Raw genomic sequence first — 12,845 nt, forward strand, 5'->3', positions numbered from 1 at the left:
TGATTTCCACCCCTGCATTCTGCTGTTCTGTCTGTAGAATACATGTATGGTCAATTCTCTCCTGCCAGCTTTTGGTAACTTTTTTATATTTAAACGATATTGCAGGCAGGAAAGTTAGAATCAAAGGTAAACATTTAATCAAAATGAACGATATAATATATGAATATATATTACAAAGTCTCTCAAATCTCTTAAAAAGGTTTAGACAAAAAGGAGGGTAAGATATGAGCAGAATTTCTGCAATCAGCAGTACAACACCTTATTTGTACGGACATATTGCAAGTGCTAACAGATTGCCATCTGCCGCTGACGGAGCAGCCGAACTGGCGATTACGGAGAAACAACAGGCACAGATCACAGGATACAACACCGGTACCAAGAATTTAAGCGACGGGATCAGTTTGCTGAACACTTCTGACTCAGCGCTTGGCAGTGTAACAGGTTATCTGCAGCGGATTCGTGAACTGGCATTACAGGCTTCCAATACAGCAACCATGAGCCACTCTAACCGGACAGAGATCCAGAAAGAGATCAATCAATTGAAGCAAGGCATCGAAAAAGTTGCCACACAGACCAATTTCAATGGTCTGAAGCTGCTAGACGGAAGTCAGAACAATGGTATTCAGCTCATAGCGAATGGGGATAATGATTCTATCAGCGTTAACAGCTCGGTAAATTCTACGCTGAAAGCACTTGGTATCGAAGATTTTGACGTTACTAAGAATTTTGATCTGCAATCCATTGACGACGCCCTGTCAATGGTTGCCAGCAGCCGCAGTTCCTTAGGCGCGCAATCCAACGGACTTGATCATTCCATCAACTACAACGATTATGCGTCGGTCAACCTTACTGCATCCAAGAGCCGCATGGGCGATACGGACATTGCGAAGGCCCTTACAGAACTGAAACATCAACAGACTTTACAAAGTATCTCCATGATGCTACAAAAGCAGAAAATGGCACAGCAAGGACAGAAGATGTCTGGTCTTTTAATGTTCAACCCGTCATAATAAGATTACGTCTGATCTAGCGAAATAGCATTGGTGTTAGTCAAAAAATATGTTGGTCTTGCTGAATGTCCAGATTTTGGTACACCCAGCAAGACCAAGTCACCTTATCCCCCTCCTTACGGATGTCATTGTGCCCCCTTCCATGATTAAACGGATTCGCACTGTCTGAACTGGACGGAGAATGCACCTTAAGCGCCGACCGCATCGTTGCCGACACCTGGTTCGCAACAGCGGTAAAGCATGGACACGGAGATGCCGAAGCGGGCGCAGAGTTTTTCTACCGTATACAAAGGAAGGAAGTATTCTGCCAGCACCCGCAGGATGAAGAAAAGGCCATATACAGAGTAAGGGATGATGACATCCGGGAGGATGGCATGGGTATGCCCGCAACTTGTACAGCACAGCCGCAGGACACAGATTTCCCCATAGACTGCCTTTCCATACGTGAAATCAGCCATGGAGCGCATGTAAGAGCCATGGGAGACGCAGTTCCCTTTGGAGCCGCACCATGGACATGCCTCATCCTCCCATGAATAAGACAGCATATATTCATTGAAAAGCTGTATGGATGTTTTTTTTATACGAATTATCTTGCAAATCAGGGAGTTTTTCTTATCATAGTATTGTAGTGTTTTTAGAATGAAGATTTTAATTTGCTGCAAACCTGCGGTAATAGATAAATTTAATTTGCTGGCTGACAGGGAGATATTCCGTAAATGTTTTGATGATTTTGATTATCAGAGCGTGGCAAAATATACGGAGGAAGATGTCCAGAGGATTATAGATACAGAAGGAATGATAAAGTCTGAGAGAAAGGTTCGTGCAGTAATCCATAATGCTCAGTGTTTTTTGAAGATACAAAAGGAGTTTGGTACATTCAGCGATTATTTGTGGGGATTTACGAAAGGCAAGATAATTCTGTATATGGGCCATCAAAAAGGAAGTCTTCCGACAAAGAACGGACTTTCGGATGAGATTGGCCGGGATTTGAAAAAGAGAGGGTTTAAATACCTTGGCTCTGTGACAGTATACTCCCATCTGCAGGCTTGCGGGATAATCAATGACCATACAGAGGAGTGCTTCCGCTACAAGGATGTCATGGAAGGAAAACAAGCAGTCCGTAAGAGAAGAAACAAAGAAGGCTGATAAAAGTATTTGACAGTGTATACTTATTGAACTACTAATTTTCAATAAGGTACACTTAATGGGCTGCTAATGTCCGTTATGGTATGATTTAAAGACTGGATTCTGAACGAATGAATGGAGATGGAGAGTATGAAATATAAAGTGAAAGTAACTGTAATTGATAAAAAACTATATCCTGAACTTCAACAGCAGTATTGTGCGGATCCTGCTTCCGGAGCATGTCAATGTTATAATGTGGGTGACGAATTCATTTTTTTCAGGGATGATGAGAGGGATGATTTCTGGCATATGGGACTTGACACACTGGTTAAAACAGAAGCTGATCCTGATACTGTGGCAGGTGGACCTAAAATGCCGCATTGTTCTGAGGCATGGGATGCAATCTCGCGATATATCTATGCGGGATTACAGGGTGGATGAAGGAAGAAAACACAATGATTGCTTGCTGCTCAGATGGTACAAGACCTGTAATTTTCAAAATTGAACGAATAGACTACGAATAATAGTGGAGATATTAAATACGATAATATAATTGAAAATGCAATACGGTTGTAATATAATTGTATTACAAAAAGGAGGTGCTTGTTATGGCTAAGGAGGCAACCCTGCAAGTAAGAATGGATTCAGAGTTAAAGGAACAGGTTGAATTATTGTATAAACAACTGGGGACATCTTTTGCAGAGGCGGTAAGAATATTTGCAAGGCAAAGCGTGGAGGATCAGGGAATGCCTTTTTCCATGCATTTATCAGCAGCCGGGCGGAAAAGAACATTGGGGATTGCAAATGGAAAATATAAGATTCCGGATAATATTGATGAGAATAATGACGAGATAGCAGAAATGTTTGGAGTGAAATAGACATGAGGATTTTGCTGGATACGCATATAGCACTATGGGCCATTGCAAATACGTCAAAGCTGTCGAATGAAGTGATAGAACTTCTCGAAAAGGAAAGTAATGAAGTATTTTATAGTATGGCCTCTGTATGGGAAGTTGCAATCAAGCATATAATCAAGCCAGAAAATATGCCTGTATCAGAAGAAGAATTTGTCCGGCTGTGTGAGGATACAGGATTTACCAGCCTGCCGATAGAGACAGGACATATTTTCCTGTTAAAGACGTTATCACGACCGAACGATGCACCAAAACATAATGATCCATTTGACAGGCTTCTGATAGCGCAGGCTAAATATGAGAATTTAGTATTACTTACACATGGAGAAAAATGTGTGATGAGTGTGTAATTAAGTCTGCCGTCCGCAATACAAAAATTATATTACCAGTATAATGACAAAGACAACAGTTAATTTCGTATATTACCTGAATAGTGAACATTATGAGACGCTGCACAGTAAAGAAAAAAAGCAGGGTTTGGTTTTGGTACGCTCATGTAAGGTAAGAAAACGGAAAACATGCGGTCTCGGATAGGCACTGCATAGCGCAGGCTTGACAGACGCAGGATATTTGATTAAAAAGCTATCTTTCTATACAGGAGACTGACAGATAAAAACATGGATATCAGATGCCGCTTATCTTGTATGAGGTAGGCGGTATTTTTTTGGTAAGCGATGAATAACCTGCCGGTTTTACAGATTCTAAAATCTGTGGGATAATCTTTTTGACTGACAAGTGAATGACATGATTCAAGATTTGTTTATAATCAAGTTCTTAATGAACCGAAGTATATAAGAATCATAAGTTCAAAGCCGGAAAGCTCCATATCCGGGAACTATAAGCGAAATATAACTCTTTATCAGCGATTTTTGTTTTTTTCATCACAATTAAGGGGCAGCTATCAGAGCGCGCTGTAGGAAACGGCGCATTTTCCTCTTGACCATTCCTGCCTGTTCCGATATAGTTTTTTTTGAAACAAAAAAAAGAGAAAGAACACCAACCTCCTACAGTTTGTTCTTTCTCTCACACCAGCGTGCCTGCCATATACGGGATCATGTCCCACTCGTGGGGCTTTGGCACTACCGACATATACTATGATAAGAGAAAACTCCCTATTTTGCAAGCTGATCCGTATAAAAACTTCATCAAAAGCACTATTTGAGTCTTTCATGGTTGGATTCCGTCCCCAGCTGCAGACCTGTCCCTTCTGCGGGGCAGCAGGCAGCTGCAAGATCCATGCCTATTATGACCGTTCCCTGGTGGATTTCATAGATGGCGCCCCTGTCCGACACAGCCTCTGCATCCTTCGCCTCATCTGCACCTGCGGCCATACCCATGCCATCCTCCCGGATTTCATCATCCCCTATTCCGGCTACGGCCTGTTCTTCATCCTCCGTGTCCTGGCAGAGTATTTCCTGCACCTCTCTACTATAGAGGGCCTCTGCAGGCGTTTCTCCATCACCCTTTCCCAACTGCACCGTTTTCTGGAACTCTTCCTGGTGCAGAAGGAAGAATGGCTCGGGGCACTTTCCTCTATGGAAGTCTCTTCCCTCTCCTTCCTGAAGACACTGTTCTCCCAGCCCTCCTATTCTGATTTTGCTTCCGCCTTTGTCCGCCGTTTTGCAAAATCCTTCCTCCAGTCCCATAAAAATCCGGCGTCTTACTGCCAACAGGTGTTCGGTCCCTGAGCTGCTTTTCCACGACCACACGACCAGGCATCGACTACTCAAAGTTAGGGGGTGGCTGTTGATGTTCCGTTCTTACTATTCGGATATCGGGCGGAACGATGCGCAAAATCCTACGCAACCGGGAGAAAGAACTTTCTTTTTCACGATACTGTGAATGGTGCGAGATCAAGCTCCATCATCTACAGCCTGGTAGAAACGGCAAAAGCAAATAACCTGAACGTGTTTCAATACCTTTACACACTATTGCTTTACATGCCAGACTATAAACAGGAGCCCGCAGGTGTGGAAGCAATGATGCCGTGGAACGACTTTATAAAGGAACGATGTTCCAAGGTGATGGACACGGAAACAGAAACACCGGAGAACCGGGGGCAGATACCGCTTTGATAGCTGCCCCTTATTTGTGATGAAAAAACAATCGTTGATAAAAGCTGTATTCGCTTATAGTTCCAGGATTCTATGAACCTTTCCAGTTTTGAACTTATAATTCTTATATACTTCGGTTCATTAAGAACTTGATTATAAACAAATCTTGAATCACGTCATTCACTTGTCAGTCAAAAAGATTTCCCACAGATTTTAGAATATGTAAAACCGGTAGGTTATTCATCGCTTACAAAAGAAAGAAGCTGTACATGAAAAAATAAACAGTGCAATCGCACTATGATCTGCTATAATTTTGCTATAGTAGCCCTGGAAAAGCTATAATATTGCTATGAAAAAATAAAGGAATTAATAAGAATTGAAACAAACACTGAAACAGCCCAGAAACCGCTTAAAATCTACGTTTCTGGGCTATTTCTTTCACTGAGCGTGCCGGGGTTCGAACCCGGGACAACTTGATTAAAAGTCAAGTGCTCTACCAACTGAGCTACACACCCATATCATAATTTGAGTAAACAAAATGCCCAGAGCCGGAATCGAACCAGCGACACGAGGATTTTCAGTCCTCTGCTCTACCAACTGAGCTATCTGGGCGGATTGCGGGGGCAGGATTTGAACCTACGACCTTCGGGTTATGAGCCCGACGAGCTTCCAGACTGCTCCACCCCGCGATATTCTATTATTTGCTTCTTACGAAGCCAAGCCGATGATCGGACTCGAACCGATAACCTGCTGATTACAAATCAGCTGCTCTGCCAATTGAGCCACATCGGCACGTATTATCATAGACTTAAGATGGGAAAGGATTCGAACCGTTTTGGTTTTAGCAAACGATTCACACTTTGCCACCAATGGATGGGGAAGGATTCGAACCTTCGAAGGCGTTGCCAACAGATTTACAGTCTGCCCCCTTTGGCCACTCGGGAACCCATCCAAATATATATGGGACCTATAGGGCTCGAACCTATGACCCTCTGCTTGTAAGGCAGATGCTCTCCCAGCTGAGCTAAGATCCCATATAACGACCCAGAAGAGACTCGAACTCTCGACCTCCGCCGTGACAGGGCGGCGCTCTAACCAACTGAGCCACTGGGCCATATAAAAGGTATTCATATACCTTCAAAACTGCATACAAGAAATCTTATTCATCCTCTTACCTATCTCCGCTTTGGTCATGCCCTCGACCGATTAGTTGCGGTCAGCTCCATACATTACTGCACTTCCACCTCCGCCCTATCTACCTTGTCGTCTTCAAGGGGTCTTACAACTTGCGTTGGGATATCTCATCTTGAGGGGGGCTTCACGCTTAGATGCCTTCAGCGTTTATCCCCTCCCGGCTTGGCTACTCTGCCATGACCTTGATAAGTCAACAGATACACCAGCGGCCAGTCCATCCCGGTCCTCTCGTACTAAGGACAGCTCCTCTCAAATATCCTACGCCCACGCCGGATAGGGACCGAACTGTCTCACGACGTTCTGAACCCAGCTCGCGTACCGCTTTAATGGGCGAACAGCCCAACCCTTGGGACCTACTTCAGCCCCAGGATGCGATGAGCCGACATCGAGGTGCCAAACCACTCCGTCGATGTGAACTCTTGGGAGTGATAAGCCTGTTATCCCCAGGGTAGCTTTTATCCGTTGAGCGATGGCAATCCCACTTTATACCACCGGATCACTAAGTCCTACTTTCGTACCTGCCCCACCCGTCGGTGTCGCAGTCAAGCTCCCTTCTGCCTTTGCGCTCTCCGAATGGTTTCCGTCCATTCTGAGGGAACCTTTGAGCGCCTCCGATACCCTTTCGGAGGCGACCGCCCCAGTCAAACTCCCCACCTGACATTGTCCCCAGGCCGGCTTACGGCCTCTGGTTAGAAATCCAATACTGCAAGGGTGGTATCCCAACAGCGGCTCCATGGCAACTGGCGTCACCACTTCTCTGCCTCCCACCTATCCTGTACATGCAATACCGAATCCCAGTATCAAGCTGGAGTAAAGCTCCATGGGGTCTTTCCGTCCTGGCGCGGGTAACCAGCATCTTCACTGGTACTTCAATTTCACCGGGTGCATTGTCGAGACAGTGCCCAAATCATTACGCCTTTCGTGCGGGTCGGAACTTACCCGACAAGGAATTTCGCTACCTTAGGACCGTTATAGTTACGGCCGCCGTTTACTGGGGCTTCAATTCTAAGCTTCGCTTTCGCTAACCTCTCCTCTTAACCTTCCAGCACCGGGCAGGCGTCAGCCCGTATACTTCACCTTTCGGTTTCGCACAGACCTGTGTTTTTGCTAAACAGTTGCTTGGGCCTATTCTCTGCGGCCAGTCTTACCTGGCACTCCTTCTCCCGAAGTTACGGAGTCTTTTTGCCGAGTTCCTTGACAATGCTTCTCCCGTCGGCCTTAGGATTCTCTCCTCATCCACCTGTGTCGGTTTACGGTACGGGCACAATAAGAACGATAGCGGCTTTTCTCGACGCATGGCTCACATACTTCCCTACTCTTCTTCGGTCCGCATCACGTATTCGGATCATTGTACGGATTTGCCTCTACAACTCCTACCTCGCTTGCACCGGTCTCTTCATTCCCGGCTTATGCTCTCCACACGTGTCCCCACAGTTCTGTCTTATTGTGGTACAGGAATCTCAACCTGTTGTCCATCGACTACGCCTCTCGGCCTCGCCTTAGGTCCCGACTTCCCCAGGGCAGATCAGCTTTACCCTGGAAACCTTGGATATTCGGCCGGAAGGATTCCCACCTTCCTCTCGCTACTCATTCCGGCATTCTCTCTTCCATACCGTCCACAGCTCCTTATCGGTACTGCTTCCTCCAGTATGCAATGCTCCTCTACCGATCATTTCTGATCCCTAAGCTTCGGCAGTGTGTTTCAGCCCCGGACATTTTCGGCGCAGGACCTCTCGACTAGTGAGCTATTACGCACTCTTTGAATGTATGGCTGCTTCTAAGCCAACATCCTAGTTGTCTTTGAAATCCCACATCCTTTTCCACTTAACACACATTTTGGGGCCTTAGCTGTAGGTCTGGGCTCTTTCCCTTTCGACTGCCCAACTTATCTCGTGCAGTCTGACTCCCATACACCATCTCGGCGGCATTCGGAGTTTGATATTCTTCGGTAAGCTTTGACGCCCCCTAGGAAATTCAGTGCTCTACCTCCGCTAGACTTGTATGAGGCTAGCCCTAAAGCTATTTCGAGGAGAACCAGCTATCTCCGGGTTCGATTGGAATTTCTCCCCTATCCACACCTCATCCCCACCCTTTTCAACGGATGTGGGTTCGGACCTCCATTGCCTTTTACGGCAGCTTCATCCTGGACATGGATAGATCACCCGGTTTCGGGTCTGCTCCGACCGACTTACTCGCCCTTTTAAGACTTGGTTTCCCTTCGGCTCCCTTCCTTATAGAAGTTAACCTCGCCGGCCAGCGCAACTCGCCGGACCGTTCTACAAAAAGTACGCGGTTCACCATATATAGGTGTTCCACAGCTTGTAAACATATGGTTTCAGGTTCTCTTTCACTCCCCTCCCGGGGTCCTTTTCACCGTTCCTTCACAGTACTATGCGCTATCGGTCACTAAGGAGTATTTAGCCTTACGGGGTGGTCCCCGCTCATTCCCACAAGGTTCCACGTGTCTCGTGGTACTCTGGATCCCGCCTTGTCATTCGTCTTTTCGCTTACGGGGCTTTCACCCTCTCTGGCCGGCTTTCCCAAAACCGTTCTGCTAAAACTCATGAATCAATTATGCGGTCCGAACCCCAGGATGCATGCACCCTGGTTTGGGCTCTTTCCATTTCGCTCGCCGCTACTTTGGAAATCGATGTTTCTTTCTCTTCCTCCGGCTACTTAGATGTTTCAGTTCACCGGGTTCCCTTCCTTACGTTATGGATTGGCGTAAGGATGACGGAGGTCTTCTCCGCCGGGTTTCCCCATTCAGATATCTCCGGATCGTTGGATATGTGCTCCTCCCCGAAGCTTTTCGCAGCTTATCACGTCTTTCATCGGCTCTTAGTGCCAAGGCATCCACCATATGCTCTTTTCTGCATGACCAACTGACTCGCGGAAACGGAATCGTCCCGCTCATCCTCACCGGCATAGCGTTGCCGGCGTTGGCTATAGGTCAATTATTTTTCTTCGTTTTCTTCGAAGTATTACCTCGGATGTCTTGAATTAGATATTAATATCTTCATCATTTCATTTATTTCTTGTATGCGGTTTTCAAGGTACATGCTGATGTTTTCCGGCATTATGTCAGAAAACATCCAATGGAGAATACGAGATTCGAACTCGTGACCTCCTGCTTGCAAGGCAGGCGCTCTCCCAACTGAGCTAATCCCCCGTTAGGGTTTTTAATAAATTTACTGGGCTTAAGTGACCTTACCTCTATAGGTGAAGGTTTACTTACTGGGCTTAAGTGGGCCTTACCTCTTTTACCGTAAGGCTTACTTACTGGGCTTAAGTGGACTCGAACCACCGACCTCACGCTTATCAGGCGTGCGCTCTAACCGGCTGAGCTATAAGCCCTTCCTTCTGATCCCCGTTCAATACGGGTATGTTCACCTCACCTTCGTTCGGTGAACGTCTTAAAAATCTAACCTCGATCATCCTTCGGATGCTCTCACTAAGATTTTTATAGTCTGGCAGCCACCTGCTCTCCCACACCGTCTCCAATGCAGTACCATCGGCCGCTTAGGGCTTAACCATCGTGTTCGGGATGGGTACGGGTGTTTCCCCTAAGCGCATCGCCACCAGACATTGCCAACGATCCTTTTGACAGAACCATCAACTTACTCTCTCCATCCTTGATAACTAAACAATAGACAACATTCCCTTACTTCTTTTCCTTTAGAAAGGAGGTGATCCAGCCGCACCTTCCGATACGGCTACCTTGTTACGACTTCACCCCAGTTATCGGTCCCACCTTCGACGGCTCCCTCCGATTGGTTGGGTCACCGGCTTCGGGCGTTACTGACTCCCATGGTGTGACGGGCGGTGTGTACAAGACCCGGGAACGTATTCACCGCGACATTCTGATTCGCGATTACTAGCGATTCCAGCTTCATGTAGTCGAGTTGCAGACTACAATCCGAACTGAGACGTTATTTTTGGGATTTGCTCACATTCACATGCTTGCTTCCCTTTGTTTACGCCATTGTAGCACGTGTGTAGCCCTGGTCATAAGGGGCATGATGATTTGACGTCATCCCCACCTTCCTCCAGGTTGTCCCTGGCAGTCTCTCTAGAGTGCCCACCTCAAATGCTGGCTACTAAAGATAAGGGTTGCGCTCGTTGCGGGACTTAACCCAACATCTCACGACACGAGCTGACGACAACCATGCACCACCTGTCTCCAGTGCTCCGAAGAGAAGGGACGGTTAAGTCCCGGTCACCGGGATGTCAAGATCAGGTAAGGTTCTTCGCGTTGCTTCGAATTAAACCACATGCTCCACCGCTTGTGCGGGTCCCCGTCAATTCCTTTGAGTTTCATTCTTGCGAACGTACTCCCCAGGTGGACTACTTATTGCGTTGGCTGCGGCACCGAATGGCTTTGCCACCCGACACCTAGTAGTCATCGTTTACGGCGTGGACTACCAGGGTATCTAATCCTGTTTGCTCCCCACGCTTTCGAGCCTCAACGTCAGTCATCGTCCAGCAGGCCGCCTTCGCCACTGGTGTTCCTCCTAATATCTACGCATTTCACCGCTACACTAGGAATTCCGCCTGCCTCTCCGACACTCCAGCCACACAGTTCCAAATGCAGTCCCGGGGTTGAGCCCCGGGCTTTCACATCTGGCTTGCACAGCCGTCTACGCTCCCTTTACACCCAGTAAATCCGGATAACGCTTGCCCCCTACGTATTACCGCGGCTGCTGGCACGTAGTTAGCCGGGGCTTCTTAGTCAGGTACCGTCATTTTCTTCCCTGCTGATAGAGCTTTACATACCGAAATACTTCATCGCTCACGCGGCGTCGCTGCATCAGGGTTTCCCCCATTGTGCAATATTCCCCACTGCTGCCTCCCGTAGGAGTCTGGGCCGTGTCTCAGTCCCAATGTGGCCGGTCACCCTCTCAGGTCGGCTACTGATCGTCGGCTTGGTGGGCCGTTACCCCGCCAACTACCTAATCAGACGCGGGCCCATCTTACACCACCGGAGTTTTTACCGCTGTACCATGCGGTACTGCGGTCTTATGCGGTATTAGCAGTCATTTCTAACTGTTATCCCCCTGTGTAAGGCAGGTTGCCCACGCGTTACTCACCCGTCCGCCGCTCAGTCACAAAAATCTTCATCCGAAGAATCGAATTAAAGTGCTTCGCTCGACTTGCATGTGTTAGGCACGCCGCCAGCGTTCATCCTGAGCCAGGATCAAACTCTCGTCTAAAAAGCTTAGGTTTGGTTTTATACAAACCTTAGCGTTTAGGCGCTTCGCAATACTTAGCGAGGTTTTTCACAAGCTTAGTATTGCCGAAGCATCCTTTAAGTCCAATCCGGGTCAAGAAAAATGCTCGCTTTTCTTTTCCCGTTTACTTTACTGTTTTAAGGTTGACATCTTTCGATGTCTCGTTCTGAATTTCTGAATTTTTCTCTTATAAGAAATTTTCAGGGATGTTGTCTATTGTTTAATTATCAAGGTTCGCTGCTGTTGTCTTGCTTGCGACAGCTATGATAGATTACCATATCTTTCTCAGTTTGTCAACAACTTTTTTTATTTTTTTAAAATTTCTTTTTCGCTGTCATTTTTCAAATTGCTTTCATCTGACAGCTAAATTAGATTACCATATTTGGCGAATCCTGTCAACAATTTTTTTAAATTTTTTAAAAAAACTGTTCAAAACATTGTTTCGAACAGTTTCACGGAGAAAGAGGGATTTGAACCCTCGCGCCGGTCACCCGACCTACACCCTTAGCAGGGGCGCCTCTTCAGCCTCTTGAGTATTTCTCCAAGCGATAATCATTATACTAAACCTTACTACCGTTGTCAATCATTTTTTTTATTTTAACTATTCTTTCGTATCGTCTTCTGTATCCTCTCCTTAACCAGAGCAGCGATCTCTTTCGTCTTCATATCCTTATAATCATCATAATACAGGGGCGCAAGGAAATGTACCTGCACCTTTACCGGGCTGATCGTATTCGTGTCGAAGGGCTTGAATGCATCTATCAATGCAACCGGAACGATCGGACATTTGGCCTTGGTCGCCGCCTTGAAGCTTCCGCCCTTGAACTCCTGGACCTGATTGCCATTCTTAGAACGAGTCCCTTCGGCAAATATAATATAATTCCTTCCGTTCATAACTTCCTTCGACACGTCTGTGATCACCTTCATAGCCTGCCTTACATCTTCCCTGTCCAATGTGTAGGCTTTCATACAAGCGAATACTTGCTTTAGAAACTGTATATGGGCCACTTCTTTTTTCGCCACCACAGAAAAGGGCCTGGGGCACGCTTCCAGGATTGCAAGTACATCAAACAACCCCTGATGGTTGGGGAAGAACATGAAACCATTCTCGGCGGGGATATTCTCCTGCCCGTGAACATCGATAGTCACGTTACCCCCTTTATTTGCACGGCGCACGATGAACTCCAGCATCTTAAAGTGCTCTTCTTCCGTATATTTCTCTACATGTGACGCATGATAGCATAATTTTATCCACATAAACGGCACGAGAATAATATTACGCAGTACCATATACAATATTCTTTTCATGAGTACGGCTCC

General features: G+C 46.6%; 8 protein-coding genes, 10 tRNA genes, 3 rRNA genes and 1 pseudogene. 7 read left to right on the forward strand and 15 right to left on the reverse strand.

What is annotated here, in order from left to right:
* The first annotated feature begins 224 nt into the window (after window positions 1–224).
* Window positions 225–1,010 carry a flagellin gene (locus VSQ62_RS29535; protein WP_334638438.1) on the forward strand — a complete coding sequence of 262 codons (786 nt, stop codon included), beginning with the start codon at window positions 225–227 and terminating at the stop codon, window positions 1,008–1,010.
* 188 nt (window positions 1,011–1,198) lie between these two features.
* Here VSQ62_RS29535 and VSQ62_RS29540 read toward each other — a convergent pair whose 3' ends face one another.
* The gene (locus VSQ62_RS29540; protein WP_334638439.1) at window positions 1,199–1,555 is read right to left on the reverse strand and encodes a DUF6431 domain-containing protein; all 357 of its coding nucleotides are present in this window, start codon (window positions 1,553–1,555) and stop codon (window positions 1,199–1,201) included.
* A 94-nt stretch (window positions 1,556–1,649) separates the two neighbouring features.
* On the opposite strand from VSQ62_RS29540, the gene VSQ62_RS29545 reads away from it, so the two are divergent.
* The 6 genes and pseudogenes from VSQ62_RS29545 to VSQ62_RS29570 all read left to right on the forward strand — a co-directional run bounded on the left by VSQ62_RS29545 (window position 1,650) and on the right by VSQ62_RS29570 (window position 5,124).
* Window positions 1,650–2,156: a DNA-3-methyladenine glycosylase I gene (locus tag VSQ62_RS29545; protein WP_334638440.1), complete on the forward strand. Its 507-nt coding sequence runs from the start codon at window positions 1,650–1,652 to the stop codon at window positions 2,154–2,156.
* A 129-nt stretch (window positions 2,157–2,285) separates the two neighbouring features.
* Window positions 2,286–2,659 (forward strand): annotated as a pseudogene (locus VSQ62_RS29550) (TIGR04076 family protein).
* Between the two features lie 84 nt (window positions 2,660–2,743).
* Window positions 2,744–3,013, forward strand: coding sequence for a type II toxin-antitoxin system RelB/DinJ family antitoxin (locus VSQ62_RS29555; RefSeq protein ID WP_162212047.1), 270 nt, complete (start codon window positions 2,744–2,746; stop codon window positions 3,011–3,013).
* Window positions 3,014–3,015: 2 nt separating this feature from the next.
* Window positions 3,016–3,399 carry a type II toxin-antitoxin system VapC family toxin gene (locus VSQ62_RS29560; protein ID WP_334638441.1) on the forward strand — a complete coding sequence of 128 codons (384 nt, stop codon included), beginning with the start codon at window positions 3,016–3,018 and terminating at the stop codon, window positions 3,397–3,399.
* 819 nt (window positions 3,400–4,218) lie between these two features.
* Entirely contained in the window at window positions 4,219–4,737 is a 519-nt protein-coding gene (locus VSQ62_RS32565) for a DUF6431 domain-containing protein (protein ID WP_350339905.1), read from the forward strand.
* Between the two features lie 150 nt (window positions 4,738–4,887).
* Window positions 4,888–5,124, forward strand: coding sequence for a transposase domain-containing protein (locus tag VSQ62_RS29570; RefSeq protein WP_334638542.1), 237 nt, complete (start codon window positions 4,888–4,890; stop codon window positions 5,122–5,124).
* Window positions 5,125–5,545: 421 nt separating this feature from the next.
* On the opposite strand, the gene VSQ62_RS29575 is transcribed toward VSQ62_RS29570, so the two are convergent.
* From VSQ62_RS29575 to VSQ62_RS29640, 14 genes are all read right to left on the reverse strand, one after another.
* Window positions 5,546–5,618, reverse strand: a tRNA-Lys gene (locus VSQ62_RS29575).
* A gap of 24 nt (window positions 5,619–5,642) precedes the next feature.
* Window positions 5,643–5,715: transfer RNA gene (locus VSQ62_RS29580), tRNA-Phe, on the reverse strand.
* A 3-nt stretch (window positions 5,716–5,718) separates the two neighbouring features.
* Window positions 5,719–5,792, reverse strand: a tRNA-Met gene (locus VSQ62_RS29585).
* 30 nt (window positions 5,793–5,822) lie between these two features.
* Window positions 5,823–5,895 (reverse strand) — tRNA-Thr (locus tag VSQ62_RS29590).
* Between the two features lie 78 nt (window positions 5,896–5,973).
* A tRNA-Tyr gene (locus VSQ62_RS29595) sits at window positions 5,974–6,055 on the reverse strand.
* Window positions 6,056–6,064: 9 nt separating this feature from the next.
* Window positions 6,065–6,137: transfer RNA gene (locus VSQ62_RS29600), tRNA-Val, on the reverse strand.
* A 6-nt stretch (window positions 6,138–6,143) separates the two neighbouring features.
* A tRNA-Asp gene (locus VSQ62_RS29605) sits at window positions 6,144–6,217 on the reverse strand.
* 72 nt (window positions 6,218–6,289) lie between these two features.
* Window positions 6,290–9,177, reverse strand: a 23S ribosomal RNA gene (locus VSQ62_RS29610).
* A 216-nt stretch (window positions 9,178–9,393) separates the two neighbouring features.
* Window positions 9,394–9,466, reverse strand: a tRNA-Ala gene (locus VSQ62_RS29615).
* A 111-nt stretch (window positions 9,467–9,577) separates the two neighbouring features.
* Window positions 9,578–9,651, reverse strand: a tRNA-Ile gene (locus tag VSQ62_RS29620).
* Between the two features lie 111 nt (window positions 9,652–9,762).
* Window positions 9,763–9,880 (reverse strand): 5S ribosomal RNA (gene rrf, locus VSQ62_RS29625).
* A gap of 96 nt (window positions 9,881–9,976) precedes the next feature.
* A 16S ribosomal RNA gene (locus VSQ62_RS29630) occupies window positions 9,977–11,507 on the reverse strand.
* The 16S, 23S and 5S rRNA genes sit together here with 10 tRNA genes alongside, the layout of an rRNA operon.
* A 473-nt stretch (window positions 11,508–11,980) precedes the next feature.
* A tRNA-Ser gene (locus VSQ62_RS29635) sits at window positions 11,981–12,068 on the reverse strand.
* Window positions 12,069–12,122: 54 nt separating this feature from the next.
* Window positions 12,123–12,833, reverse strand: a complete 711-nt coding sequence (locus VSQ62_RS29640; protein WP_334638442.1) for a lysophospholipid acyltransferase family protein — start codon at window positions 12,831–12,833, stop codon at window positions 12,123–12,125.
* Window positions 12,834–12,845 lie beyond the last annotated feature (12 nt).

The sequence above is a fragment of the Sporofaciens sp. JLR.KK001 genome (assembly GCF_036941055.1).
Classification (GTDB): domain Bacteria; phylum Bacillota; class Clostridia; order Lachnospirales; family Lachnospiraceae; genus Sporofaciens.

Coding starts and splice junctions, on each gene's coding strand:
- VSQ62_RS29535 (WP_334638438.1), top strand. CDS start 225: ATGAGCAGAATTTCTGCAATCAGCAGTACAACACCTTATTTGTACGGA.
- VSQ62_RS29540 (WP_334638439.1), bottom strand. CDS start 1,555: ATGCTGTCTTATTCATGGGAGGATGAGGCATGTCCATGGTGCGGCTCC.
- VSQ62_RS29545 (WP_334638440.1), top strand. CDS start 1,650: ATGAAGATTTTAATTTGCTGCAAACCTGCGGTAATAGATAAATTTAAT.
- VSQ62_RS29555 (WP_162212047.1), top strand. CDS start 2,744: ATGGCTAAGGAGGCAACCCTGCAAGTAAGAATGGATTCAGAGTTAAAG.
- VSQ62_RS29560 (WP_334638441.1), top strand. CDS start 3,016: ATGAGGATTTTGCTGGATACGCATATAGCACTATGGGCCATTGCAAAT.
- VSQ62_RS32565 (WP_350339905.1), top strand. CDS start 4,219: ATGGTTGGATTCCGTCCCCAGCTGCAGACCTGTCCCTTCTGCGGGGCA.
- VSQ62_RS29640 (WP_334638442.1), bottom strand. CDS start 12,833: ATGAAAAGAATATTGTATATGGTACTGCGTAATATTATTCTCGTGCCG.